Source organism: Paenibacillus sp. MBLB1832 (assembly GCF_032271945.1).
Taxonomy (GTDB): Bacteria; Bacillota; Bacilli; order Paenibacillales; family NBRC-103111; genus Paenibacillus_E; species Paenibacillus_E roseopurpureus.
This window is the reverse complement of record NZ_CP130319.1, coordinates 4,927,091-4,951,005: the sequence shown is the minus strand read 5'-3', so window position 1 is coordinate 4,951,005 and position 23,915 is coordinate 4,927,091. Positions and strand designations below refer to the sequence as shown.

The 23,915-nt window shown below is 46.2% G+C and carries 19 protein-coding genes; 18 read left to right on the top strand and 1 reads right to left on the bottom strand.

The genetic code is table 11. The features are described 5' to 3' along the window. Nucleotide 1 precedes the first annotated feature (1 nt). From MJB10_RS22305 to MJB10_RS22265, 9 genes are read left to right on the top strand one after another with little or no spacing between them, the layout of a single operon-like run. Complete coding sequence (locus MJB10_RS22305; protein WP_314798631.1) at nucleotides 2–1,039, top strand: glycosyltransferase; 1,038 nt, start codon at nucleotides 2–4, stop codon at nucleotides 1,037–1,039. Nucleotides 1,040–1,057: 18 nt separating this feature from the next. Further along, nucleotides 1,058–2,218, top strand: coding sequence for a polysaccharide pyruvyl transferase family protein (locus tag MJB10_RS22300; protein ID WP_314798629.1), 1,161 nt, complete (start codon nucleotides 1,058–1,060; stop codon nucleotides 2,216–2,218). A gap of 25 nt (nucleotides 2,219–2,243) precedes the next feature. Next, complete coding sequence (locus MJB10_RS22295; RefSeq protein WP_314798626.1) at nucleotides 2,244–3,434, top strand: glycosyltransferase; 1,191 nt, start codon at nucleotides 2,244–2,246, stop codon at nucleotides 3,432–3,434. 15 nt (nucleotides 3,435–3,449) lie between these two features. Next, a complete protein-coding gene (locus MJB10_RS22290; protein WP_314798624.1) occupies nucleotides 3,450–4,631 on the top strand; it encodes a glycosyltransferase in 1,182 nt (393 codons plus the stop codon). A 20-nt stretch (nucleotides 4,632–4,651) separates the two neighbouring features. Next, nucleotides 4,652–5,842: a glycoside hydrolase family 88 protein gene (locus MJB10_RS22285; protein ID WP_314798622.1), complete on the top strand. Its 1,191-nt coding sequence runs from the start codon at nucleotides 4,652–4,654 to the stop codon at nucleotides 5,840–5,842. Nucleotides 5,843–5,871: 29 nt separating this feature from the next. Further along, nucleotides 5,872–6,393 carry an acyltransferase gene (locus tag MJB10_RS22280; RefSeq protein WP_314798619.1) on the top strand — a complete coding sequence of 174 codons (522 nt, stop codon included), beginning with the start codon at nucleotides 5,872–5,874 and terminating at the stop codon, nucleotides 6,391–6,393. A 39-nt stretch (nucleotides 6,394–6,432) separates the two neighbouring features. Beyond that, entirely contained in the window at nucleotides 6,433–7,971 is a 1,539-nt protein-coding gene (locus MJB10_RS22275; protein ID WP_314798618.1) for a lipopolysaccharide biosynthesis protein, read from the top strand. Next, nucleotides 7,968–8,990: a glycosyltransferase family 1 protein gene (locus MJB10_RS22270; protein ID WP_314798616.1), complete on the top strand. Its 1,023-nt coding sequence runs from the start codon at nucleotides 7,968–7,970 to the stop codon at nucleotides 8,988–8,990. The genes MJB10_RS22275 and MJB10_RS22270 overlap by 4 nt, the downstream gene beginning before the upstream one ends. 46 nt (nucleotides 8,991–9,036) lie before the next feature. Further along, the gene (locus MJB10_RS22265) at nucleotides 9,037–11,220 is read left to right on the top strand and encodes a right-handed parallel beta-helix repeat-containing protein (protein ID WP_314798614.1); all 2,184 of its coding nucleotides are present in this window, start codon (nucleotides 9,037–9,039) and stop codon (nucleotides 11,218–11,220) included. A 62-nt stretch (nucleotides 11,221–11,282) separates the two neighbouring features. Here the strand turns inward: MJB10_RS22265 and MJB10_RS22260 are convergent, their stop codons facing one another. Continuing rightward, nucleotides 11,283–13,691: a right-handed parallel beta-helix repeat-containing protein gene (locus MJB10_RS22260; RefSeq protein ID WP_314798612.1), complete on the bottom strand. Its 2,409-nt coding sequence runs from the start codon at nucleotides 13,689–13,691 to the stop codon at nucleotides 11,283–11,285. 480 nt (nucleotides 13,692–14,171) lie between these two features. On the opposite strand from MJB10_RS22260, the gene MJB10_RS22255 reads away from it, so the two are divergent. The 9 genes from MJB10_RS22255 to MJB10_RS22215 all read left to right on the top strand — a co-directional run bounded on the left by MJB10_RS22255 (nucleotide 14,172) and on the right by MJB10_RS22215 (nucleotide 23,906). Further along, nucleotides 14,172–15,998, top strand: coding sequence for a polysaccharide biosynthesis protein (locus MJB10_RS22255; RefSeq protein ID WP_314798610.1), 1,827 nt, complete (start codon nucleotides 14,172–14,174; stop codon nucleotides 15,996–15,998). Between the two features lie 24 nt (nucleotides 15,999–16,022). Next, a complete protein-coding gene (gene galU / locus MJB10_RS22250; RefSeq protein WP_314798607.1) occupies nucleotides 16,023–16,910 on the top strand; it encodes a UTP--glucose-1-phosphate uridylyltransferase GalU in 888 nt (295 codons plus the stop codon). Between the two features lie 34 nt (nucleotides 16,911–16,944). Beyond that, nucleotides 16,945–18,099 carry a glycosyltransferase family 4 protein gene (locus MJB10_RS22245; RefSeq protein ID WP_314798605.1) on the top strand — a complete coding sequence of 385 codons (1,155 nt, stop codon included), beginning with the start codon at nucleotides 16,945–16,947 and terminating at the stop codon, nucleotides 18,097–18,099. Further along, complete coding sequence (locus MJB10_RS22240; RefSeq protein WP_314798603.1) at nucleotides 18,084–19,193, top strand: glycosyltransferase family 1 protein; 1,110 nt, start codon at nucleotides 18,084–18,086, stop codon at nucleotides 19,191–19,193. The genes MJB10_RS22245 and MJB10_RS22240 overlap by 16 nt, the downstream gene beginning before the upstream one ends. Nucleotides 19,194–19,209: 16 nt before the next feature. After that, nucleotides 19,210–20,094, top strand: a complete 885-nt coding sequence (locus tag MJB10_RS22235) for a glycosyltransferase family 2 protein (RefSeq protein WP_314805820.1) — start codon at nucleotides 19,210–19,212, stop codon at nucleotides 20,092–20,094. Nucleotides 20,095–20,114: 20 nt separating this feature from the next. Continuing rightward, complete coding sequence (locus MJB10_RS22230; RefSeq protein WP_314798600.1) at nucleotides 20,115–21,188, top strand: EpsG family protein; 1,074 nt, start codon at nucleotides 20,115–20,117, stop codon at nucleotides 21,186–21,188. A gap of 23 nt (nucleotides 21,189–21,211) precedes the next feature. Further along, nucleotides 21,212–22,249, top strand: coding sequence for a UDP-glucose 4-epimerase GalE (gene galE, locus MJB10_RS22225; protein ID WP_314798597.1), 1,038 nt, complete (start codon nucleotides 21,212–21,214; stop codon nucleotides 22,247–22,249). Between the two features lie 73 nt (nucleotides 22,250–22,322). After that, entirely contained in the window at nucleotides 22,323–23,288 is a 966-nt protein-coding gene (locus MJB10_RS22220) for a glucosamine inositolphosphorylceramide transferase family protein (protein ID WP_314798594.1), read from the top strand. Nucleotides 23,289–23,309: 21 nt separating this feature from the next. After that, on the top strand, nucleotides 23,310–23,906 hold the full coding sequence (locus MJB10_RS22215) for a sugar transferase (protein WP_314798591.1): 597 nt from the start codon (nucleotides 23,310–23,312) through the stop codon (nucleotides 23,904–23,906). The last annotated feature ends 9 nt before the right edge of the window (nucleotides 23,907–23,915 follow it).

The window sequence follows — 23,915 nt, the reverse complement described above, 5'->3', positions numbered from 1 at the left end:
AATGAAACCATGTCCACTAAGTGTCATCGTGCCAGTCTATAATGCTGAAAACTATATCATTGCTTGCTTGGATTCGATTGTGAATCAGAGTTTGCCAGCGATCGAGATTATTTGCGTAAACGATGGTTCCACCGATCGAAGCGAGGAACTGATTGAAACATATAGGCAAGATAAGCCTCAAATTACGTTGATCAATCAACCGAATCAAGGTGTGAGCGTGGCCAGAAACACCGGGATGCAGGCTGCAATTGGGGTGTATATCGGCTTCGTGGATGCGGACGACACGATTGATCAAGCGATGTTTCACACGCTTTATGAAGCAGCCGCGAAGAGCGATAGTGATGTGGTCATTTCCAATTTCGTCAGTGAGCTGGATGGCAGGCAAGTCCTGATGACGTTTCCTTTTCCCACAGATACCGTTCTCGATAAAGCCTATATGGAGGAAGAAATCATGGCCTATTTCTTAAAGTCCGATGATCTCAACTCCGTATGGAACAAGCTGTATAAACGCAGCATCATTGTGGAGCAGGATCTGAAGTTTCCACAACAAGTCGCTTTAGGCGAGGATGGCGTGTTTAATCGAAAGTTTTTTAGTCACGCATCGCGTGCCATGTATATGAACTACGCGGGCTACCATTACCGTGATGTTGTAGGGAGCGCAACGCGCAACTTACGAAATAAGGACTACTTCCAACGAGCTCTGGAAGTGTTTGCACAAGAGACCCCAGAGATTCGCACCAGCACGATGGATCCCGCAAAAATGATGCGGCTAAAATCGTTCAAGCTGATTCAAAGCGTGTTGGGCATCATCTCCATGTACGCGAGAGCTTCCAAGGAAATAAGCCTCATTCAAAGATTGCGTTACGTTCAGCACATGATTCGTAATCCACAAGTAAGAGAAGCCTTACCCTACTTCTGGGAGGAAGCGAACGGAACGTTAAACCGTTATGAGAAATTTATGATCGAAATGATTCGCAGACGATCCATACTAGGTCTGTATTGTGCGACAACGTATAGCAGGTTGAGAAATCACTTTTAGACTAAAGGAGTTTCGATGATGAGAATTATGATGTTCGCCCACAATGGCAGCTTAAACCGAGGCTGCGAAGCGATTGTACGATCTTCCACAAACATAATTAAAGAGAAAATGAAGGGCGCTCAAGTGTATCTGGCCTCTGCCAAACCGGAGACTGATCACATTTTAACGAAATTAGACGGGATTTATGATGGCTCCACCCAGCACATTCGGAAATATTCATTTGCCTGGCTTCGCTCTTCGCTGCAAGTGAAATTGTTCAAGGATGAATCCTATGCCCTCGGCAAGATGAACTCCAACATCGTGAAACATATTCCAACCATGGACGTGTGCCTATCGATCGGCGGAGACAACTACTGCTACGGTGAGCAGCCAGGGTGGTACGAAATTAACCGTAGAGTGAAGGCACAAGGGAAGAAGCTCGTTCTGTGGGGCTGCTCGATCGGTTCAGAGGATATGTCGGAACGCAAGCTGGAAGATTTAAAATTGTTCGACCTCATTCTGGCTAGAGAAACGCTAACCTATCATATGCTAAGAAGCCGCGGTCTCAAGAATGTTGAATTATGTGCAGATCCTGCTTTTACGATGGAAAAAGAGGAACTGGCACTGCCGCAAGGCTGGCAAGCCGGCAACACGGTTGGACTCAATTTCAGTCCCCTCGTCGCAGGCAAAAATCCACAAGCCGGGCAGGCGGTTCGCGATCTGATTCATCATATTCTCGCGACGACCGAGATGACGATTGCCCTAACGCCTCATGTCATCGAAGGAGGAAATAACGACTACGAGATTCTTGAGGAATATTGGAAAGCATTTAAACATACAGGACGTGTGATCCTGCTGCCTGGCAATCTGACAGCAATTCAGTATAAGGGGTATATCGCTAGGATGCGATTTTTTGTCGGAGCTAGAACGCACGCAACGATCGCGGCGTACTCGAACTTCGTTCCGACGCTTGTCTTAGGATATAGCGTCAAGTCAAAAGGCATTGCTAAGGATATCTTCGGCGAAGAGAAACTCGTTCTCAGCATTGATGACATCTCGGACAGTCGGAAGCTGATTCAAAGCTTCAACGAAATGGTGATCGAAGAGGAAGAAATCCAGACGACGCTGCGCAGTGCGATTCCTCGTATGAAGATGATGTCCTACAAAGCCGTCGAGTATTTACACGCATTAGCGAAATAAGATGTGAAGACCGATGAGGGATACCATGAAAAAAAACGTATTGTTTGTGATGCCAAGCTTACTAGCCGGCGGCGGTCAGAAGAGTCTCATTAATTTGTTGTCGCAAATTGATTACACTCGCTTTCACGTTGATTTACTCTTGTTCAGCCAAACCGGCGCCTTCATGAAATCGATCCCGCCCGGTGTACATATGGTGAACTTGCCTAATCTCCACCCTGCATTCTCGGAGCATATCGTACCTTCGATGTTAAAGTTGCTGGCTCAGCGGCAGTTCAAATTGGCGTATGCCAGGCTGATGTTCGCTGTAACGAACCGTTTGGTGAGAAATACAGCAAGCTCTGAGCAGTATTCCTGGGCCTATATGAAGCGATCCTTCGGTACAATGGAAAAGGAATACGATGTGGCGATTGGCTACCTCGAGAAATCCTCCATTTACTACATCGTGGATCGCGTGAAGGCGAAGAAGAAAATTGGTTGGATTCATACCAATTATTCGAATTCTGGCATGATTGCGAGGCTGGATGCGCCGTATTTCAAACAATTAGATAAGTTGGTGACAGTTTCCGATGAGTGTGCTAAATCGTTGAAAGAAACGTTTAGTGAGCTGACGGACAGAATTACGGTCATTCAGAACATTGTTTCTCCGCAGAGGATTCTGATGGAATCGCTTCGGGAAAGTGTCACTTCGTTACCCTTTGATAAGCGCTTTACGAATGTGGTGACGATCGCTAGATTGAGCAGCGAGAAGGGCATTGATCTTGCGATTAAAGCTTGCGCCTTATTGAAAAGTCAAGGTCATGTCATCAAGTGGTATGTGTTGGGTGACGGTGATGAACGGGAAGCACTGGAGAAGATGATCACCCAGTTGAATCTTCAAGATACTTTCATTCTGTTAGGCATTAAGGAGAATCCCTACCCCTTCATCAAGCATGCCGATATGTACGTGCAGCCCTCCAGATATGAGGGGAAATCGATCGCGATTGATGAGGCCAAAATCCTGCACAAGCCGATTGTCGTCACGAATTATGAATCAGCGAAGGATCAGATCACAGATGGCGTGAATGGGCTGATTGTGGACATGAATGAACAGGGCTTAGCTAACGGAATTATTGAACTTCTTCATCAGGGAGAATTAAGAGAAGCACTCATTCACAGCTTGTCGCAAGAGAAGATGGGCACAGAAGAAGAAGTCAATAAACTATACGAAATTATCTAGTAGGATGGTCGGATAATGAAGAAAAAAATTCTGTTTATTATGAACAATCTCAATTGTGGCGGAGCCGAAAAGGCGCTCATTTCGTTATTAGAGACACTCGATTACTCGCAGTATGAGGTCGATGTGTATCTCCTACGGCATTCGGGGTTATTCCTGTCCAAGCTGCCCCCTGAGGTCAGGCTGCTCCCAGAGCCTGCGGAGTATCGGTTTTTCGATATGTCGATGCGGAAAGCAGTGCTTCATTGCCTGAGGAGGGGCCAGTTTAAGATTGCCATTTTGCGATTGCTGGCAGGCAGTATTTATGTGAGTGAAAAAAATCGGGTGAGATGCGAGCAGCGCGTATGGAAGTACTTGGCGAACTCTTTAAAAAACATTGATACCAAGTATGATATCGCGGTCGGTTATCTGGAGAAGAACCCGATCTATTTCTGCATTGATAAGGTTCAAGCTACCAAGAAAATCGGCTTCATTCACAACGACTACGACAAGCTGGGCATGGATCCGAAATTGGATCAAGTGTACTTCAACAAACTGGATTATCTGGTCACAGTATCGGAAGAGTGCGGTCATATTCTGCGTGAACGATTCCCAAACCTCAGCGATCATATCGAAGTCATGCATAACATTGTCTCGCCTTCGGCAATTCAGAAGCTTGCGATGGAACAGGTGAATCTGAAGGATCGGGATATCACGATTGTATCCGTGGGACGATTGAATGTTCAGAAAGGGTTTGAGCTCGCGATTGAATCTTGCCAGCAGCTTGTTCAACAAGGCTACCCCGTAAAGTGGTATATCATCGGTGAAGGGGAGGAGCGAGAACGGCTAGAGAAGCTGATTGAGCAGCATAATCTCCAAGAGACGTTCATTCTCCTAGGTATCAAAGAGAATCCGTATCCCTACATTCGCGAAGCGGATATTTATGTGCAGCCTTCGAAATTCGAGGGTAAATCGATTGCGATTGATGAGGCGAAAATTCTTCAAAAGCCGATTGTTGTCACGAATTTCACGACCGCGAAAGACCAAATCAAAAATAAATTCAACGGCATCATCGTCGCAATGACACCCGCTGCTGTATGTGAAGGCATCAAAGAAATCATCGAGAACGAAGAATTACGGAAACAAATCGTCTTCAATCTCGGCAAGGAAATGCTAGGCACCGAATCCGAAATTTACAAACTATATCAGTTATTTATGTGATAGAGAGAGGAAGCGAAGGCGTGATGTTGCAATGGATAAGTGGAATTGTGGTGGTCATCATTGCCGTAGTTGCCTTGATCGATCTCGTGCCCAAAGGGCTGGACTGGGTCAACCGCATTCATATCGGCAGATATCAAGATAAACAGATCTGGAATCAATCAATCACGTCGATCGGGATCAAATGGTTGTCACGCACACCGAAAATCAAAGTCACGGATCAAACCAGGCTGATTGCCATTGATATGATGCAAGGAAACTATACCCGGACGTCCATTCAGCATTGGCAAGAAGCGGCGTTGCTTCTCGGGTTAGCGGAATATGTGAAACGCAACGACGCTCCTGCGGACACAACGAAGAAAATCAAGGATTTCCTTGCCAGCAAGATGGATGCCGAAGGCAACTGGCTTAAGAAGCCGGAGCATGTGGACACCGCGATTCTTGCGTATGCGATCATGAAGTTGGACTTCATCGATGTAGATCGTTATCGAGGCGCATTAGATGCTACCTGGGAGCTCATTCGCGCCCATATCGGGCAAGAGGGTTCTGTGCTTTATCGTACGTTTATGGGGAAATACCGCTATGTGGATACCATCGGTTTCATCTGTCCCTTCCTCGTCGCCTACGGGATCCGATATGGCAAGGAAGAATGCGTCGAGCTTGCCGTTCGTCAGATTAAACAATATGAGCAGTATGGCATGCTAGAAGGTCACCATATACCAAGTCACGCCTATCAAGTGGATAGCAAAATGCCGCTAGGGCTCTACGGATGGGGAAGAGGACTAGGATGGTTCGCAATCGGTCTGATCGACGCCTGGAACGAACTTCCAGAAGGCCACGAGAGAAAGCCGTTGCTGGAAGCGAGCATCATTCAATTCGCGAAGTCCGCCGTCGTGTTTCAGCAGAAGCAAGGCAATTGGAACTGGACCGTGACGCGGGAAGAAAGTATACCAGATTCTTCAACCACGGCCACACTTGGCTGGTTCATGTTGAATGCTTCGCAAATTCCAGCGATATCGGAAATGTGCAAGGCGAGCGCAAATCAAGCGATTCAGTACTTAATGAAAGCGACCCGAAGAAGCGGAGCCGTCGATTTCTCGCAAGGAGACACGAAGGATATTGGGGTGTACTCCATGTTGTTTAATGTGCTGCCTTTTACCCAAGGCTTCTGTATTCGCTTAATGAATGTCCAAGTTCATTCAAAGGTTGGGTGACGCTCGTGCTGAACAGATTGCTAACATCCGTGAGAGTTCGTGTGAAGAACAAATTATTTCCCAAAACTGAGCTAGAGCTGTTGAAGGAAAGAGGCTTGAAATACGGGAAAAATTTTGGCTTCTACAATAGCTTGATTGATCAGGGACACTGCTGGCTGGTTGAGATCGGAGATGATGTTACGATCACCAATAGCACCATTCTTGCGCATGATGCCAGCACCAAAGCGTACATTGGGAAATCGAAAATTGGGAAAGTGATCATTGGGGATCGCGTATTTATCGGTTTTAATAGTGTGGTGCTATGCAATGTGACCATCGGGAACGATGTGATCGTGGCTGCTGGCTCCATTGTGACGAAGTCGATTCCTGATAATTGCATCGTTGCGGGGAATCCAGCTCGTATCATCGGCAAAACGTCCGATTACATCGAGAAGCACCGCGCGAACCTACAGGTGAAGCCAGTCTTCGATACATATTGGCCGTACAAGACGCAAGAACAAATTAGTGAGATTCAAGCGCAATTGCAGAATGATTTTGGCTATGATGAATGAGTAGCAGTAGAAATATGATATAGAAACGCGGAGATCCTCATGAGAGTGAAAAATTCGATCATTAATATTTCAGTAGGCATCGGAAATCAACTGATCATTACGTTGTTAAGCTTTTTCTCCAGGACGGTGTTTATCCAAACCCTAGGTCTCGATTATCTGGGGATCAATGGGCTATTTACGAACATACTCGCGATGCTCTCCTTGGCAGAGGCAGGCATTGGCTCGAGTATTATTTATAGTTTGTATAAACCGGTAGCGGAAAATGATGAGCACAAAATTAACGTTCTGATGAAGTTGTATAAAAAGACGTATACAATCATTTCCTGTATTATTCTTCTGTTAGGTCTAATGGTGCTTCCTTTTCTTCATCTCTTTACGAAAGATACGAGCATACAGCATCTCTATGTCATTTATATCCTATTTTTACTAAACACAGCGATCCCTTACTTATTTACATATAGAACAAACTTGTTGAATGTTTATCAGAAAAGCTATATTGCAACAGGCATTTTCTCCGTTTCATCTATTTTGTCGACCTCATTGAAAATCGGCATTTTATATCGAACGCAAAATTATATTTTATTCCTCATCATCGACAGCACGATTACGGTCATTAATTCAGCCATTCTTTTTTATGTCGTTGGACGGATGTATCCTTTCTTGAAGCAGAAAGTAACCAGCAAGCTGGACCTAACATCCAAGCGTAGTATTCTCAAAAATGTCAAAGCAATCGTGCTCCAAAACATTGGCACTTATCTGATATACAGTACGGACAACCTCATCATTTCGTATTATGTGAATGTGGCGGCGGTCGGATTATATTCGAATTATTTCATGTTCATTGAGATCTGCCGGACGTTTATTAATCAGGTGTTCAATAATATCTACTATAGCATTGGCAACCTGGTGGCCAAGGAGAGCAAAGAAACCATTTTTCAAGTGTATAAGGTTACGATGCTGCTTAATTTCTGGCTGTATTCGATGTTTGCCATTGTGTTGTACGTGATCATGGAGCCTCTGATTACGATATGGATTGGGCCACAATTCCTCATGGACAACTTCGTCTTGCTTGTTCTTGTGGTTACCTTCTATGAACGAGGCATGAGAAATTCTATTAGCGCTGTAAAAACTACGGCAGGCATTTTCCATGAGGATCGTTATGTACCACTGCTGCAAGCGGCAATCAATCTCGTCTGTTCGATTGTGCTGGTGCAATACTTAGGGATTGCAGGTGTATTCATCGGCACCCTAATCAGTGCGATGCTCATACCGTTTTGGACAACGCCTTACTTCGTCTATAAACAAATTTTTCATAAGTCGATCTTTCATTATTTCTTTAGTTACGGGTATTACGCGCTCATCGGCGTTGGCACAAGTATCGTGACCTACTATGTGTCCAGTTTCATCGGTGGAGAGAGCTGGCGCTCATTTATACTGAAAGCAGCGGTCAGTCTCGTGCTTCCGAATCTGATCTACATCATTGTATTCTATAAAAGAACAGAGTTTAAATATCTATGGGGAATTTGCTTAGGGCTTTTGGGTAAATTCCATGTTAAGAAGAAGGTCGTGGTTGGATGAAATGTCGTTTGAATATAGCCAAACGTAAAGGTGATGGACATATCAGTCAGATCCTTGCTGGTTTCATCATGCTTCATGAACAGAAATTGATTGAGCTAGACATTCATCAATCGGACGAGTTCCCGTTCGTCTCCATTGTCGAAGCCACTATTAATAATGACATTAAGGTTTTATACGATATGGCGGATGGATATACGTTTGATCAAGAGCGTGTAGAAGCCTATGCTGCAAGAGCGGATTATTATTTTAAAAGAAGTTTTAATCAAGAACTGCATCACCAGTATCCTTTCGCTTCACGTATACATCCGTTAGGTCTAAATTATCACGTTACGGTAAAAAATAATATTTTGGATAAACCTCTTGACGGAAGTATACTAGAAAAGACAAAATGGTATTTAAAGGAAAAAATAGGAAAAAACTATCATCAGAAATTTTATGTCGAGCACTTTGAAGATCAACCCAAAGAGCAAACAGGTGAACCACGTATTTTATTTGCTACCCGTACCTGGAGTGAGGAGGTGGACGATCTTTCAATGGAAGAAACGAAAGTGATCGATGATAGACGAGCACAATGCATCCGCGAATTACGTAACCATTTTGGGCCTAGATTTATTGGTGGATTTTCACAAAGGGAGTATGCCAGAAAACATTACTCGGATTGCCTCCTAGACGATTCGAAGACGAACCGCACACACTTTATGAAGCTAGTGAAAGAATCGGACATTTGTCTTGCTACGATGGGTTTGTTCGGATCGAACGGCTGGAAATTAGGTGAATATGTAGCTGCGAGTAAAGGGATCGTTTCCGAACGACTGCGCTACCAGGTCCCTGGGTTCAAATCGAATGACCATTATTTGGAATTCACAGATGTAGAGGAGTGTGTCAAGCAAACCATTGAATTAGCCAGTAACCCCGCGTTGCTCTTACAAATGAAAAGGAATAATTATAACTATTACCACGCATTTCTTCGGCCAGATCAGCTTATTCTTAATAGCTTTGCTACCATGCAAGTGATTTAAACGATGGCTGAGGCAACCAAATATGATGAAAGATAGGTATGTTTAAATGTTAAAAATGTTAGTACTGTTTTACGCTGCATGTATCCTTTTTTTGCAATCCTTGTCGAACACACCGAGCTCATCAAGCTCGTCAGAAACAGCATTGCCCGTCACCGCTGTGCCGCAGCAAGAGGAGGAAGTAAAAGAGCAGGAAGGAAACGTGTATGCGCTCGAATTGGAGCGCTGGCACATTTACAATGATAACTCACATCCCACCGAGACAACGGATGGTCTGAATCAAGCGCTGCAATGGGCGCATGATCAAGGCTATACCGTTTTTCGAGTTCCTGCGGGTACCTATCTCATTGCAAAGGGGCAAAATGGCACGATCGATCCGCATGGGCGGATCAATATGGTTAGCGATATGACCTTTGAGTTGGATGATCAAGCGGTTATCCAGAAGGAAACGAATGGCTTCCAGGATTATTCGACGCTGCATCTTGGCGTAGGTGTCAAGAATGCCGTGATCAAAGGAGGTACTTATCGCGGAGATCGGGACACGCACGATTATTCAAGCGGCGGCACGCATGAGAGCGGCTATGGCGTTTTATTCCAAGGCGCGATCGACTCCCGAATTGACGGCGTGAAGACTTATAATTTTACAGGGGACGGGCTATGTGTCGGCGGAGGCGGCGACTTCATGCAAGACGTCTATGAGGCGGGATTTGAGACAGGTGGCGTCGACGAAACGGGCGATCTAGTCAACGACGCTTCCCAAATCAGGACCAAAGTGAGTTATGCGATCACGCATCCGACTTTTGATTTAACCCATACCTTAATTGTCGACAATGGGAGTAAACTTCCTCATGAATATGACCTCTTCTTCTATAGAGGGGACGGAAGCTTCTTGTCCCATGTGAAACAGCAAAGCCAAGGGAAATATGTAAGCATTCCAGATGGAGCTAAGGCTGTTCGGTTGACTTTCAAAGGGCAGACGCAAAGCGGTCAATATGTGGAAATATGGAATCGGGTGCAATCGACCAATGTGACGGTGCAGAACTCCGAATCCTCCTTTAATCGAAGACAAGGATTAACGATTAATGGCGGCAAAAACATCCTCGTCGAGCATAATTCTTTCCATGATATCGGCGGTTCCAATGGCACTGCGCCAATGGCTGGCATTGATGTGGAAGGCGGTGCGGGAGATAACGGAAATATTAATGAGAATGTCAAGATTAGGAACAACGCTTTCTATAACAATACACGATATGATTTGATTCTCTATGATGGATCGGATGCTCTCGTGGAGAACAATCATTTGGCGTCTAAAGGGGCAATCGGGCTTGCCGTATCGGATCCTTTCACAGGAGCCGTCATCAAGGATAATCATTTCGACGGTACGACGATTCATGCGAGTCATGACGTATCGTTTATCGGGAATACGATGAACGATGCTATGACGCATTTCGATGGGACACACATCAATATCCAAGGCATGGTGTTTACCAACGCTCTTCTATCGATCAGCAGTTTAACACCATATGGTGTGACCGCTTCAGATATTCAAATCAACATCACAGACCCTGCGGCTGATGCTGGATTGACGATTTGGAAAAATCCCGTTCATCTGACGAATGTCACGATTCAAGGAGCACCTAAGCTGAGAGCCGTAACAGGCGAAGCATTGGAAGGGAATATTTTCGATAATCTCAAAGTCATCGGCTATAATGCCACGTACGGTATCGATCTTCCGCCAGGGACCTATAATCATTGTGTGTTTGAGGCGCCAGAGGGTAAAGGTGTAGAGGGACCTGCCTTGGTAAATGGAAACACCTATCTCTTCAATGGCTGTACCATAAAAGGAAATGGCTTGCGCGCGGATCATGCCTTGCTGGACTTCACCATCCGCAACTCTTCCTTCGCGATTTCAGGAAATAAGTCGGCGATTGCTGTTCATGCAGCCAAGTCGGTCAAAATCATCGACAATACCCTGGAAGCCATGAGTCTGTCAGCAGATTATCCAGCTGCCGTGATTGCGCTAAATGATCTCTGGCAGAAGGATAAGCCTAGTGATATTCTCCAGGCGATCATCACAGGGAATACGATCAGGACGAATCGAGCGGCGGCAGGCATCTCCTCCCTCTATGCAGGCGTTGGCGCGGGGCCGTATACCATCGAGAACAATACGTTGTATAACGCGAAATTGCAGCTCAAGTCCAATGATGTGCGTGGGAATAACAGCGAAAAATAACATACAAAAAAGGAAGAGTATGGGGTTGGTTGGCGTCCCTAATCTTCCTTTTTTTTGTGAGGCTAGATAACGAGGTTATCGAGCATTCGCGTATTCGCGTTGACATCAGTGGCCACATTACGGAAAATGCTTCTCGCAATCGTCATGGAATTGGCATGGGTTAACCAATGCATATTAATGTTCGAATCTTCTAGATAACTATTCGTAATGACAGCCGCATTCATGTTATCGGATTTCCCAATGTTGGCTTTAAGAAAGGTGCTGCGATTGTTCGTCACATTGCCGTTATAGTTCACGCCAACATTTTGGAACATACATTGATCGACTAGCACTTTTCTCGTATATTGAGCGTCTGTCGTTCCTAGATTAATGTCTCCGCCAAGAATCCCGGTTTTGATACGCAGAAAAGAACTGTTGCTCAGTTCACAGCTCTCGAAGTTTGCCCCGCCTTCAATGACGGTAACGCCGTCAATGATGATAGGTCTGCCCACATAATTGGCGGGTGACACGATTTCGAGTTCATAGTTTTTGACGGCAATATTTCGAATGACGCCGCCGCTGACTAATAAAGAGAAGTTCTTACTCAAGCTGTTATCCGCTCGCCAATCCCGTTCGACGACAATATCCGATATATAGAAGCGGCCATAATTATAACGGCTAATGTTAAAGCCTGTTGTTCCAGCGTCCGTAAGCGTAATAGCCGCACCGTTCGCGCTTTCAGATACTTTGAAACTAGTAGGGGTCACACTCACTGTATAGTAAAGTTTATCCACACTGATGCCAGTCGGAACCTTACCCAGCCACTGTTCAAATACAATTTTGGCCCCATTACCCATACCATGCTCAGCCCCATAAGTAAAAGTGGACGCGGCGACGTTGACAGTCGGTGTACCGAAATATCCAGTCAGTGCGGAGCCAGTGAACGCGCCATTTTTAATTTGGCAATTCGTAATGACAGCACCAGAGACATCGGCGATAGTAAGGTTGGCATTATTAAAAACAGCCCCACACAGGAAGTTATCGCCTTTCACCACTAGTTCACAGCCCATGAACGTGTTGTTTACATACTTAACATACATATTGTTGGGGTAGGAGCTAATGCCGCCAACGTTGTATCCGCTAAACGTATTATTTTCCACGACGATATTAATCCCATCCGCATTGACGAAATGCCCGCGGCGATTGTCGGAGATGTAATTATCTTTGATATAAATACGTGTGTTCAGTTCCAATCCGCTCTGATTCAATTCGGGACGCCAAGTCGGGATATTCGTTTCTGACCACATGGATTCAATGTCAATGCCGAACATCGGAGAGATACCGTCTTCCGTTACGCCATCATCAGCATATCCAATGTGGTGAATCTTATTATTGCTGACCGTTACATCGGTGGATCCAATGAGGGAGATCCCTTGCCGTCTGCAATGATGCAGGTTGCAATTGTGAACTGTGATGAAGGAACCCATTTGCTCTTGTGTATAATCGCTAGGGTTTAGCTTATATTCCAACCAAGTCGTCACTACACCATCGCCTGTACAATTGCTTATATCAACATCCAAAATTTGAACGTTATTTGCGCCGAGCAGCTGAATGCCATGACCCCATTCATGCGTGTAGTTCTGAGCGTCGACCTTCGCATTAATTTGGGCAATTTGCGCATCCGTTAACGGGGAAGAGGTAATATCAATGGCGAAAATCATCTTGTTCGCATTCGCGATGTCAGCAAACCAACCACGTCCTGTTGGTGCAGCAGGCGCGAATTGTCCGTTGTTGCGGGAGCCAGCCAACGTCGCCGCCGAAACCGTGTCTTTATACTGATAGAAGCTGTAGCCCGTTGTGGTTACACCAGGAATGGACCAGAGACGGAAGAGCTGGAGCAATCCAGGATTGCTGTAGCGATCAATGGTCTGACTACGTATGAAATTGGGATTGGAGTTGAGTGATCCGTCTGCGTTCACCCCACCCCGTACAAACTTGATGCCTAACTGATAAACATGCGTTTTCTTATCACCGATGATCGTTCCTCCGGAAATAATGGAGTCATTGACACCTTTTAAGTAAAAGATGCTGTACCAAGGCGATGAATTCGTTTCCAATTGCATTTTACACCCATCCGCCATCTCCAGGTGCATGCCGCTTGGCATCAAGATACAGGCATAAGTCGTACTATCCATCTTCAACAGATAAGTGCCTGATGGCATAACACAGTGCGTGATACCTTGAGCTTTTGCCCATGACAGTGCATCGTTAATCCCTTTGGTCGTGGCGGCGGAATTCGTGCCATCATTCTTAATTCCCCATTTGTTTAGATCAATGATATAAGAAGCGGAGGCATAAGTGGGGGCGGAGATGACAGGTTGTTTAGGAACCCAAGTGGCTAGCGTGCCGTCATAAGTCAATACATCATTCGTAACGGGCAGCTTGGAAGTTAAATTTACATCGTCTAAATCTTTTAAATACGCGCGTATCATACAGATTCACCTCTTTCTATGAGTTTAATAGGACGTAACATAGTGTATGAGTTGATAGATCAAAGAGATCGGGGTTAGCGACTAGGGAATGGCACAATATTTTGTATTGACACGTTCTTTATAAAGAACTACAATGGATGTAAGTTCTCCTAAGAAGTTTGCGGTCTCTTTTTTTTTTATAAAGTTGTTCTTTATAAAGAATAACACTTAGGGAAATGTTCTCTATAATAGGAAAATGGCACATTTATCACACGCCGTTCTTTATAAAGAACCACGTGTTTGGCCCTTCCCGGTGATGTCTCCTAACCGTTATCAATGGAGTCACTCGATCATGCTGTGGGTTGATGAAACCTTAGACGCGAGTCGTCAAAAGTGTGTTGCGAGGCAGGGTTAGATGCCCTACTGACATGTAAAGTTTTTAATTATAAGGTCTTCTCGAAGGCCCTATACTTAAGCACTTTAAAGAGAGGGTGGATGGTTGTGTCTTATCGCCAACGATTGTCTTTATTAATCTTCATAGACTCTTTTATCGTCATCATGTCCATTTTTGTAAGCTGTTTTCTGTTGAGTGCAGATCTTCATGTGATTACGGCACCTATGGTCATAAGTTCGCTTACGTTATTAGCGAGTCATCATGTCTTTTCTTTCCGGTATAAGCTGTATAAGAAAGCGTGGGAATACGCAAGTATCTCTGAGCTAGTGTTCATCGTCAAAGCGGTAAGCTTCTCCATGATCGCTGTGGCATGTGTGCAACAAATTATTGTACACGATATCCCTTTCCGTTTATTAGCGGTCACTTGGATGATTCACATTCTTCTGATCGGCGGGTCGAGATTTTGCTGGAGACTGTTTCGCACGATGGAACGGCCCACTGCGGTTAAGAAACGCACATTGATCGTGGGTGCTGGTTCGGCAGGCATCATGGTTGCTAGGCAGCTTATTCGCAACCACGAGGGAGAGCTTGAGCCTGTCGCCTTCATTGATGACAATCCGCGCATTCATCAACTGGACATCCTAGGGATCCCGGTTGTTGGCGGGGTGAATCGTATTGAGCAAACGGTGAAAGATTGGCATATCGATCATATTATTATTGCGATCCCGTCCCTTGCGAAGAAGAACCTAAATCTTATTGTGGAGGCTTGCGCGAAGACAACAGCGAAGACACAAACACTCCCCATGCTGGAGGATCTCATTACAGGTAAGCTTTCTGTTAATCATTTCATGGACGTACATGTGGAAGACTTGCTGGGAAGAGAGCCGATCGAACTGGATATCGCGGGTATTTCCGAATTCATCACGAACAAGGTTGTGCTTGTGACTGGAGCGGGCGGATCCATTGGATCAGAAATTTGCCGTCAAATTGCCAAGTTTCAGCCTGACAAACTGATCCTGCTAGGCCATGGAGAGAACAGTATTTACTCCATCGAAATGGAGCTCAAAGATAATTGTGAATTTGCGCGGACCGAATTCATTACAGAAATTGCAGACATTCAGGATTCGCGAAAAATGATGGCTGTGATGAATCGTCATCGCCCCGACGTTGTCTACCATGCTGCAGCACATAAACACGTGCCGCTCATGGAGCGAAACCCGGAAGAAGCGGTGAAGAACAACGTGATGGGTACGATGAATGTAGCCATAGCGGCAAGCAAGTACGATGTGAAGACGTTCGTCATGATTTCAACGGATAAAGCTGTGAACCCCACGAGTGTCATGGGTGCGACGAAACGGATGGCCGAGATGATCATTCAGGATATGGATCGAACCAGCAATACGAAATTCGTTGCCGTTCGATTCGGGAATGTGCTTGGCAGTCGAGGAAGTGTCATTCCAAGGTTCAAGCATCAGATTGAGAAGGGCGGTCCCGTATCCGTCACGCATCCTGAAATGATTCGTTATTTTATGACCATTCCCGAAGCGTCCAGGCTTGTCATTCAAGCGGGAGCTCTAGCGAAGGGTGGCGAAATATTCGTCTTGGATATGGGCGAGCCTGTTAAAATCGTCGATTTGGCGAGGAACCTCATTAAGCTTTCGGGTAATTCGGTGGATGATATCGGCATTGAATTTACTGGGATGCGGCCGGGCGAGAAGCTGTATGAAGAGCTGCTGAAAGCAGACGAAATCGAGGAACAGCAGGTGTATCCGAAGATTTACGTTGGCAAAACAGCCGAACTTTATATGGATGAAATCAAAGAAATGATCGCCATGTACGGCACGTTAGATAAAGAAAGCCTGAGACAGCGGCTGCTCGATATTGCCAACAGCAATCTCATTCCTGTCACTCAGAAACTATTTTCCGTCGGTTAAATAAACGAAAAAGGAGCTTACCAGATGAAAGTGAGAAAAGCGATTATTCCAGCCGCAGGTTTAGGAACCAGATTCCTGCCTGCAACGAAAGCGATGCCCAAAGAAATGCTGCCAATCGTAGATAAGCCGACCATTCAATACATTGTTGAGGAAGCCGTTGAATCGGGCATTGAAGACATTATCATTGTCACGGGCAAAGGGAAAAGAGCCATTGAGGATCACTTCGACAACTCGTTTGAGCTGGAGCAAAACTTATTGGAGAAACAGAAGTTCGAGCTCTTATCCGAGGTGAAGAAGTCGTCGAATGTGGATATTCACTATATTCGGCAAAAGGAACCGCGAGGACTCGGTCATGCGATCTGGTGCGCGCGCAAATTCATCGGGAATGAGCCCTTTGCCGTGCTTCTAGGCGATGATATCGTACGAGCCGAGCAGCCGTGCCTCAAGCAAATGATGGATCAGTATGAGTACCACAATGCCTCCATTATCGGCGTGAAACATGTGTCCGACGATGAAGTCTCGCGTTACGGAATCGTAGATGGCATCGAAATTAGACCGCGCTTTCACAGCCTTAATCATCTGGTGGAAAAGCCTTCTAAAGAGCTGGCCCCCTCGAATCTAGCGATTATGGGACGTTATATTTTGACCCCACGCATCTTCGAGATTTTGAGCAATCAAGCGCCTGGCGCTGGCGGCGAAATTCAGTTAACGGATGCAATCGCGGAGCTCAACCGTTACGAATCCGTATATGCATACGAATTTGAGGGAACACGGTACGATGTCGGTGAGAAGATGGGGTTCATTCAAACGACAATCGAGTATGCGCTGCAGCGGCCTGAATTAAGATACGGCTTACTGACCTACCTTTCCGAATTGATGGAGAAAGAATTAATAGAGCAGAGAGACTTTTGACTACGTCAAAAGATCCCTATATTAGGAGACGCCGATGCCAAGAAAAGTACTGTTCTGTGCAACCGTCGATTATCACTTTAATGCCTTCCATCTACCCGTCATGAAATGGTTTAAGGAGATGGGCTGGGAGGTACATATTGCCGCCAATGGACAAATGGACTTGCCGTATGTAGATGCAAAATTCGACATCCCGATCCAGCGATCGCCGCTGAAATGGCGCAATGTGCAAGCCTATTCCGCTCTAAAAGCGTTGATCGATGCCAACCAATACGATGTGATCCATGGACATACGCCGATGGGAGGCGTGCTGGCAAGGTTGGCAGCGCGATCAGCTAGGGGGAAGGGGACGAAAGTGATCTACACGGCGCATGGCTTCCATTTCTGCCAAGGCTCACCGCTGCTGAATTGGCTGGTGTATTATCCGCTTGAGAAAGGCTTAGCCTATCTGACGGATTGCCTGATCACGATTAATGACGAGGATTACCAACTCGCCGTCGAGAGAAAATTCAGAGCCAATCGCATTGCACACGTGCATGGCGTAGGCGTGAATACGGAGCGTTTCCACCCGCTGGGTGACCAGGCCAAGGCAGATCTGAAAATATCCATGGGCTATCTGCCAACGGATATCCTTCTCTTCTATGCAGCTGAATTCAACGAAAATAAAAATCAGCAAATGCTCATTCGCGCACTAGCCGAAATTGGCGAGGAAGCTCCGCATGTGAAGCTGCTCTTAGCCGGTGAAGGCCCCTTGCAGGACGCTTGCCGAGCGCTCGCTTCGCAGCTTGGCGCCAGTGATCGCGTTACCTTTCTCGGCTACCGCTCGGACATTAGCCGATTGCTGCCGATGTGCGATATCGCAGTTGCCTCCAGCCTGCGCGAGGGCTTGCCCGTGAATATCATGGAAGCGATGGCCTGCGGCCTGCCCGTCATTGCGGGTACGAATCGCGGACATAAGGAACTGGTTCAGGATGGTGTAAATGGTTGGCTCACCGATCCGAATGACCATGAAGACATGGCCGAGAAGTTGCTGCTGCTAACCTGGCATACATCCTCAAGGTTGCAGATGGGCATCCGTGGCAGAGAAATTATTGAAAGAACCTATGCCATTCGGCATGTGCTGCGAGAACAAAGCACAATCTATACCTCATTTATGGATGAAAAGGTGGAAGTCATGTGGGCAGTCCAATAAGAATCTTGCACATTGTCGTGAATATGAATCGGGGAGGCGCCGAAACGCTCCTTATGAACGTCTATCGGAACGTGGACCGCACGAAGGTTCAATTCGATTTCCTAACGGGCAAGCCTGGGGTTTTCGATGCCGAGATTACGGCAATGGGCGGGGTCATTCATCGGATTCCTTATGTCTCGGATGTCGGCCACACCAAATACATTCAAGCGTTAGATCACTTTTTCGCTGCGCATACGGATTACCGTATTGTTCATGCCCATATGGATAAAATGAGTGGATTCGTACTGCGTGCGGCTAAGAAAGCAGGTATCCCGATCCGGATCGCACACAGCCATAATACGAGCAGTGAAGGCAGTGTGGCTGCCAAAGCGTATAAATGGTTGGCTGGGACCTATATTGGTTCCTGTGCCACGCACTTCCTGGCCTGCTCGACCAAGGCGGCTCAGTGGTTATTCGCTGGCAAAGAGAGTCGCGCTGTTGTGATCAGGAATGGGATTGAAACCGAGCAGTTTGCCTATTCACCGAACGTCAGAAAGCAAGTTCGCCAGGAGCTTCATCTGCCTGAGAATGCCTATGTGATTGGCCATGTGGGGAGATTCTTTCACCAGAAAAATCATGCTTTCCTTCTTGACCTGTTTGCTCGTTTGCAGGAAGAGAGGCCGGAAGCGGTGCTTGTATTAGCAGGCGACGGGCCGCTGCGAGAGGAGATGGAGAAGAAAGTGAAAGCTCTCCATTTGAAGAAAAAGGTCAAATTCCTTGGGGTTCGCAGTGATATTTCACGATTGCTGCAAGGATTTGATATTTTCGTATTTCCCTCACTCCATGAAGGCTTGCCAGTTACCCTCGTCGAGGCGCAGGGAGCGGGCTTACCCTGTCTCATTTCCGATACGATTACATCGGAAGTGGATATGGGCATTCAATTGGTAGATCGACTGTCCTTAGACGATCAAGACGCCTGGATCCAGCACATTAAGCGGATCATGGCGAGAAACGATTCAAGAGAAATTCCAACGCTGGCGTTATCGAACCAAGGCTATGATATTCGGAATACGGCCGCTTGGACGGAAGGCTTTTATCTGGGCATTTCGAGGTGAGGATATGGAAATGAACATGAAGACGTTAACGGTGTTTACCCCTACTTATAATCGAGCGTACTGCTTGTCGGTCTGTTATGAGAGCTTGAAGAAACAAACGTCGCAAGATTTTGTTTGGCTCATCATCGATGATGGTTCCACAGATGATACCACGCAAATCGTCGCGGGGTGGATCGCCGAGCAGGCGATCACGATCCGCTACCATCGCCAAGACAATCAAGGCATGCACGGCGCGCATAATACCGCTTATCGCCTCATCGATACCGAGCTGAATGTATGCATCGATTCCGATGACTACATGCCGCCGAATGCGGTGGCGAAGATTCTTTCCTTTTGGGCAGCGCATGGTAGCGATCAAGTTAGCGGCATCGTCGGGTTGGACGCTTTTTCTGATGGACGAATTATCGGAACTTCACTCCCAGACGGACTAGACCGTTCAACCTTATTCGAATTGTACAGCAAGCATCGGGTAACCGGAGATAAGAAGCTGGTGTACCGGAGTGAATTAACACGACAGTATCCCTACCCTTTATTTGAAAATGAGAAATATGTAGGCTTGGCCTACAAGTATTATAAGCTCGATGAACACTACGAATTGCTGCTTCTGAACGAAGTGCTGTGCTGTGTTGAATATTTACCCGATGGGTCCTCGATGAACATGCTAAAGCAATATCGGCGGAATCCGAAGGGGTTTGCTTTTTACCGCAGGGAACTGATGAAGCTTCCGTTTGGCAGTCTGCTCTTCAAATTTAAGCAATCGATCCATTATGTATCCAGCTCTATCATCTCAGGCAATCGCCGTTTTATGACAGAAACACCTGCTAAGCTCCTCACGCTTCTCGCGATTCCACTTGGTGTTCTCCTCTATTGGTATGTCAGCCGAAAAACAAGACTCTCTTGAGCTCCCGAAAGGAACCTCCGATGGCTATTTTGTGGGTTAATCTGATTGTCGTATATATCGCCTCTTACTTCTCAAGACATATTGCTAAGCCGATCCGCAGCGGTTCGGGGCTTGTATGGATGAAGCCCAATGCTTGGCTGACGGCCATCGTCATGGCCACCTTTGCGCTCGTAGCAGGGCTTCGGAATAACATTGGGGATACATTCTTCTATATGTACTCCTATAAGCTGAGTTCCTTTACTTGGGCCGAAGTGATGGCAGAGAAGGACATTGGCTTTGGTATTTTACAGAAGATACTCAAGTCCTTTACCCAGAATCCCCAGCTGCTTATTTTTCTGACCGCAGCGGTAACGAATATCCTCATCATCTATGTCCTATACAAATATTCCAAACTGTTTGAACTTAGTATCTACATTTACATTACATCGGGTCTTTATATCGTTTCTATGAACGGAGTTCGACAATTCCTAGCTTCTGCCATCGTCTTTGCTGCTACAACCTTTCTGTTTCAAGGCAATTGGAAAAAGTACTTCCTGGTGGTCGGCTTTGCCTCTTTATTTCATGGCAGTGCCTTCATTCTGATTCCCATCTATTTCATCGTCAGGAGAAAAGCTTGGACCTCCTCCACATTCATGCTAGTGATAGGCGCGGTCGTGCTGATCATCGGCTACGGCGCGATCTCCAATGCGATCTTTACCGCCATTGCTGATACGCATTACAGCGAATATCAGAATTTCCAAGAGGGTGGCGCCAACATGATTCGTGTGGCGATCAGTGCGGTACCTTTGGTACTTGCCTACATCGGCAGGCATAAGCTTCGTGAGATTTTCCCATACGGTGATTACGTGGTGAATATGTCCTTGTTGAATTTCATCGTGATGGCGGTAGCGACGCAGAACTGGATTTTCGCCAGATTTACGATTTATTTCGGACTATACAATGTGCTGCTCATGTCGTGGGTGATCAGCTTGTTCATGAGGAAACAGCAAAAGCTCGTGTACTACGCCGTGTTAGGTTTCTATCTGGTCTATTTCTACTATGAGAATGTGGTGACGTTAGACATTATTTACAAAAGTGATTTTATCAAATTTTGATAGGTGAACAGGAGGCTATTCGTATGGCTATTCTCGTGACTGGTGGAGCTGGATATATCGGAAGTCACACGTGTGTGGAATTATTAAATGCCGGTTATGACATCGTTGTCGTTGATAATTTGATTAACAGCAGTTCCGAGTCGTTGCGGCGTGTCAAAGAATTGACAGGAAAAGATTTCGAATTTTATCCAATCAATCTACTGCATAGACAAGATCTGGAGAGTGTCTTCCGACGCCACCATATTGAAGCTGTGATCCACCTGGCTGGACTTAAAGCTGTCGGTGAATCGGTCTCGCTGCCGCTTCGCTACTATCAGAATAATATCTCAGGTTCGATTGTCTTATGCGAATTGATGCAGGAATATGGCGTTAGAAACATGGTGTTCAGCTCATCGGCGACGGTTTATGGAACGTCTGAAAGTGTGCCGATTGGTGAACACGAACCGCTTGGTGCAACCAACGCTTATGGACGTACGAAGCTCATGATTGAAGAGATCATGCGAGATCTTCATGTGAGCGATAATCGGTGGAGCATCGCGCTGCTGCGATATTTCAATCCCATTGGTGCCCATAGCAGCGGACGGTTAGGGGAGGACCCGAATGGAATCCCGAACAATCTGATGCCGTACATTACCCAAGTTGCGGTTGGTAAATTGAAAGAGCTTCAGGTGTATGGGAACGATTACGACACGTTGGATGGCTCTGGCGTGAGGGATTATATCCATGTTGTCGATTTGGCGCAGGGGCATCTAAAAGCGTTGGAGAAAGTGCTGGCAAGCTCAGGCGTTGAAGCGTATAACCTGGGAACAGGACAAGGCTATAGTGTGCTAGAGATGGTTGCTGCGTTCGAGCGCGTAACGGGCAGACATGTGCCTTACCGGATAACGTCACGGAGACCTGGCGACATCGGTGTATGCTATGCAGATCCGACGAAAGCTAGGCGCGAATTAGGTTGGGTTGCACAGAAAGGGATTGACGAAATGTGCCTCGATTCCTGGCGCTGGCAAGTTGTTAACCCGCAGGGGTATTTGGAAGAGAACGAAATTGCAGCTAACTTGTAATTGCCATACATGCAAATAGAAATCATTCATTCGATCATATCCTTCACGGAAATGACTATAAGGAGGAACAGTTTTGGCAATCGTTAGTGCACTGACGTTGAAAAGATTTCAGAGTTGGTTTTCATTGCTGCGAGAGGGTATGCAGGTATCGACGTGGTCCATATCGGTATTCCGATCTGATTGGTTTCTGTCGGATGCGCCTATGCATCATAAATTAACAACACCAAGCTTACAAGCATCTGATGTCACGGATGTGCCGGCGGAGTTCGTCGCAGATCCTTTCTTGCTCGAACATAAAGGTGAGTTTTACCTTTTCTTTGAAATCTTGAACAAAGCTTCAGGACAAGGAGAAATCGGTGTCGCAACGAGTACGGATGGGATAACTTGGACTTATCGTCAAGTGGTGCTGCGTGAGAGCTTTCATTTATCATACCCGCAAGTTTTTATCCATAATGACAACATTTATATGGTTCCTGAGACGGCCGAATCAAATCGCGTGCTCTTATACAAAGCCAAGAACTTTCCGTATGAGTGGGAAGTAGCAAGTGAATTGCTCGAAGGGAAATATCTAGATCCTTCCCTAGTTGTCGTAGATAACAAATGGTGGATGTTCTCTGGTTCGGAGAAAGGCGATTTGCATATTTTCCATTCGGAGCAGCTAGAGGGGCCATGGGTGGAGCATCCGCAGAGTCCAGTGATTACAAGCAACGATATGATTAGCCGGCCAGGCGGAAGACTAGTCGCCTCCGATGGTCACGTTTATCGCTATACGCAAGCGGATTATCCGCATTATGGGGATTCCGTCCGTATGTTCCGTGTAAATACGTTGAATGAACTTCACTATGAGGAAGAGGAAGTTTCACTTGTCTTAAGCGGTTCGCAGAAAGCGGATTGCTGGCGCAAAGATGGCATGCATCATATCGATCAACTGAAGCTCTCTGATCAACAATGGTTGGTAGCGGTTGACGGACACACCTTTAAAAATGTCAATTATGTATTCTGGAAGCTGGATCGATGGAAATCCAAATATTTCGGCTAATCCCCTAGGAGAAGATGAAGAATGAAGCGTCTATTCGATTTACTTGTAGCCATACCCGCCTTCCTGCTGCTCCTGCCCATCATTGGCGTGGTCGCCATCTTGGTGAGAGTGAAGCTGGGATCGCCAATCCTATTCAAGCAACAGCGGCCAGGTCTATATGAGAAGCCAATTAACGTGATCAAAATTCGAACCATGACAGATGAACGCAATCGCGATGGTGAGTTATTGCCAGATGCGCAACGATTGACACCTTTCGGTCAATTCCTGCGGAAGTACAGCCTGGATGAGTTGATGCAATTGGTTAACGTGATCAAAGGTGATTTAAGCTTGGTGGGACCAAGACCGTTATTAATGGACTACCTGCCGTTGTATTCAGCCGAGCAAGCAAAACGCCACTGGGTTCGCCCAGGCATCACGGGTTGGGCACAAGTCAGCGGACGGAACGCGATTTCATGGGAAGAGAAGTTCAGACTCGATATTTGGTATGTAGAGAATAGAAGTTTTCTCTTGGATTTGAAAATTTTGTTGATGACCGTAGGTAAGGTAGTGAAGTCGGAGGGAATTAGCCATGGCAATCATGTGACGATGGAGAAGTTTTCCGGCTCTAATCTCTCATGAAAGATGTGA

Bases quoted from the DNA above. Each gene is read 5' to 3' on its own strand.
- MJB10_RS22245 (WP_314798605.1), top strand. From the start codon at position 16,945: ATGCCAAGAAAAGTACTGTTCTGTGCAACCGTCGATTATCACTTTAAT.
- galU (WP_314798607.1), top strand. From the start codon at position 16,023: ATGAAAGTGAGAAAAGCGATTATTCCAGCCGCAGGTTTAGGAACCAGA.
- MJB10_RS22215 (WP_314798591.1), top strand. From the start codon at position 23,310: ATGAAGCGTCTATTCGATTTACTTGTAGCCATACCCGCCTTCCTGCTG.
- MJB10_RS22295 (WP_314798626.1), top strand. From the start codon at position 2,244: ATGAAAAAAAACGTATTGTTTGTGATGCCAAGCTTACTAGCCGGCGGC.
- MJB10_RS22260 (WP_314798612.1), bottom strand. From the start codon at position 13,691: ATGATACGCGCGTATTTAAAAGATTTAGACGATGTAAATTTAACTTCC.
- galE (WP_314798597.1), top strand. From the start codon at position 21,212: ATGGCTATTCTCGTGACTGGTGGAGCTGGATATATCGGAAGTCACACG.
- MJB10_RS22230 (WP_314798600.1), top strand. From the start codon at position 20,115: ATGGCTATTTTGTGGGTTAATCTGATTGTCGTATATATCGCCTCTTAC.
- MJB10_RS22270 (WP_314798616.1), top strand. From the start codon at position 7,968: ATGAAATGTCGTTTGAATATAGCCAAACGTAAAGGTGATGGACATATC.
- MJB10_RS22290 (WP_314798624.1), top strand. From the start codon at position 3,450: ATGAAGAAAAAAATTCTGTTTATTATGAACAATCTCAATTGTGGCGGA.
- MJB10_RS22300 (WP_314798629.1), top strand. From the start codon at position 1,058: ATGAGAATTATGATGTTCGCCCACAATGGCAGCTTAAACCGAGGCTGC.
- MJB10_RS22265 (WP_314798614.1), top strand. From the start codon at position 9,037: ATGTTAAAAATGTTAGTACTGTTTTACGCTGCATGTATCCTTTTTTTG.
- MJB10_RS22275 (WP_314798618.1), top strand. From the start codon at position 6,433: ATGAGAGTGAAAAATTCGATCATTAATATTTCAGTAGGCATCGGAAAT.
- MJB10_RS22235 (WP_314805820.1), top strand. From the start codon at position 19,210: ATGAAGACGTTAACGGTGTTTACCCCTACTTATAATCGAGCGTACTGC.
- MJB10_RS22305 (WP_314798631.1), top strand. From the start codon at position 2: ATGAAACCATGTCCACTAAGTGTCATCGTGCCAGTCTATAATGCTGAA.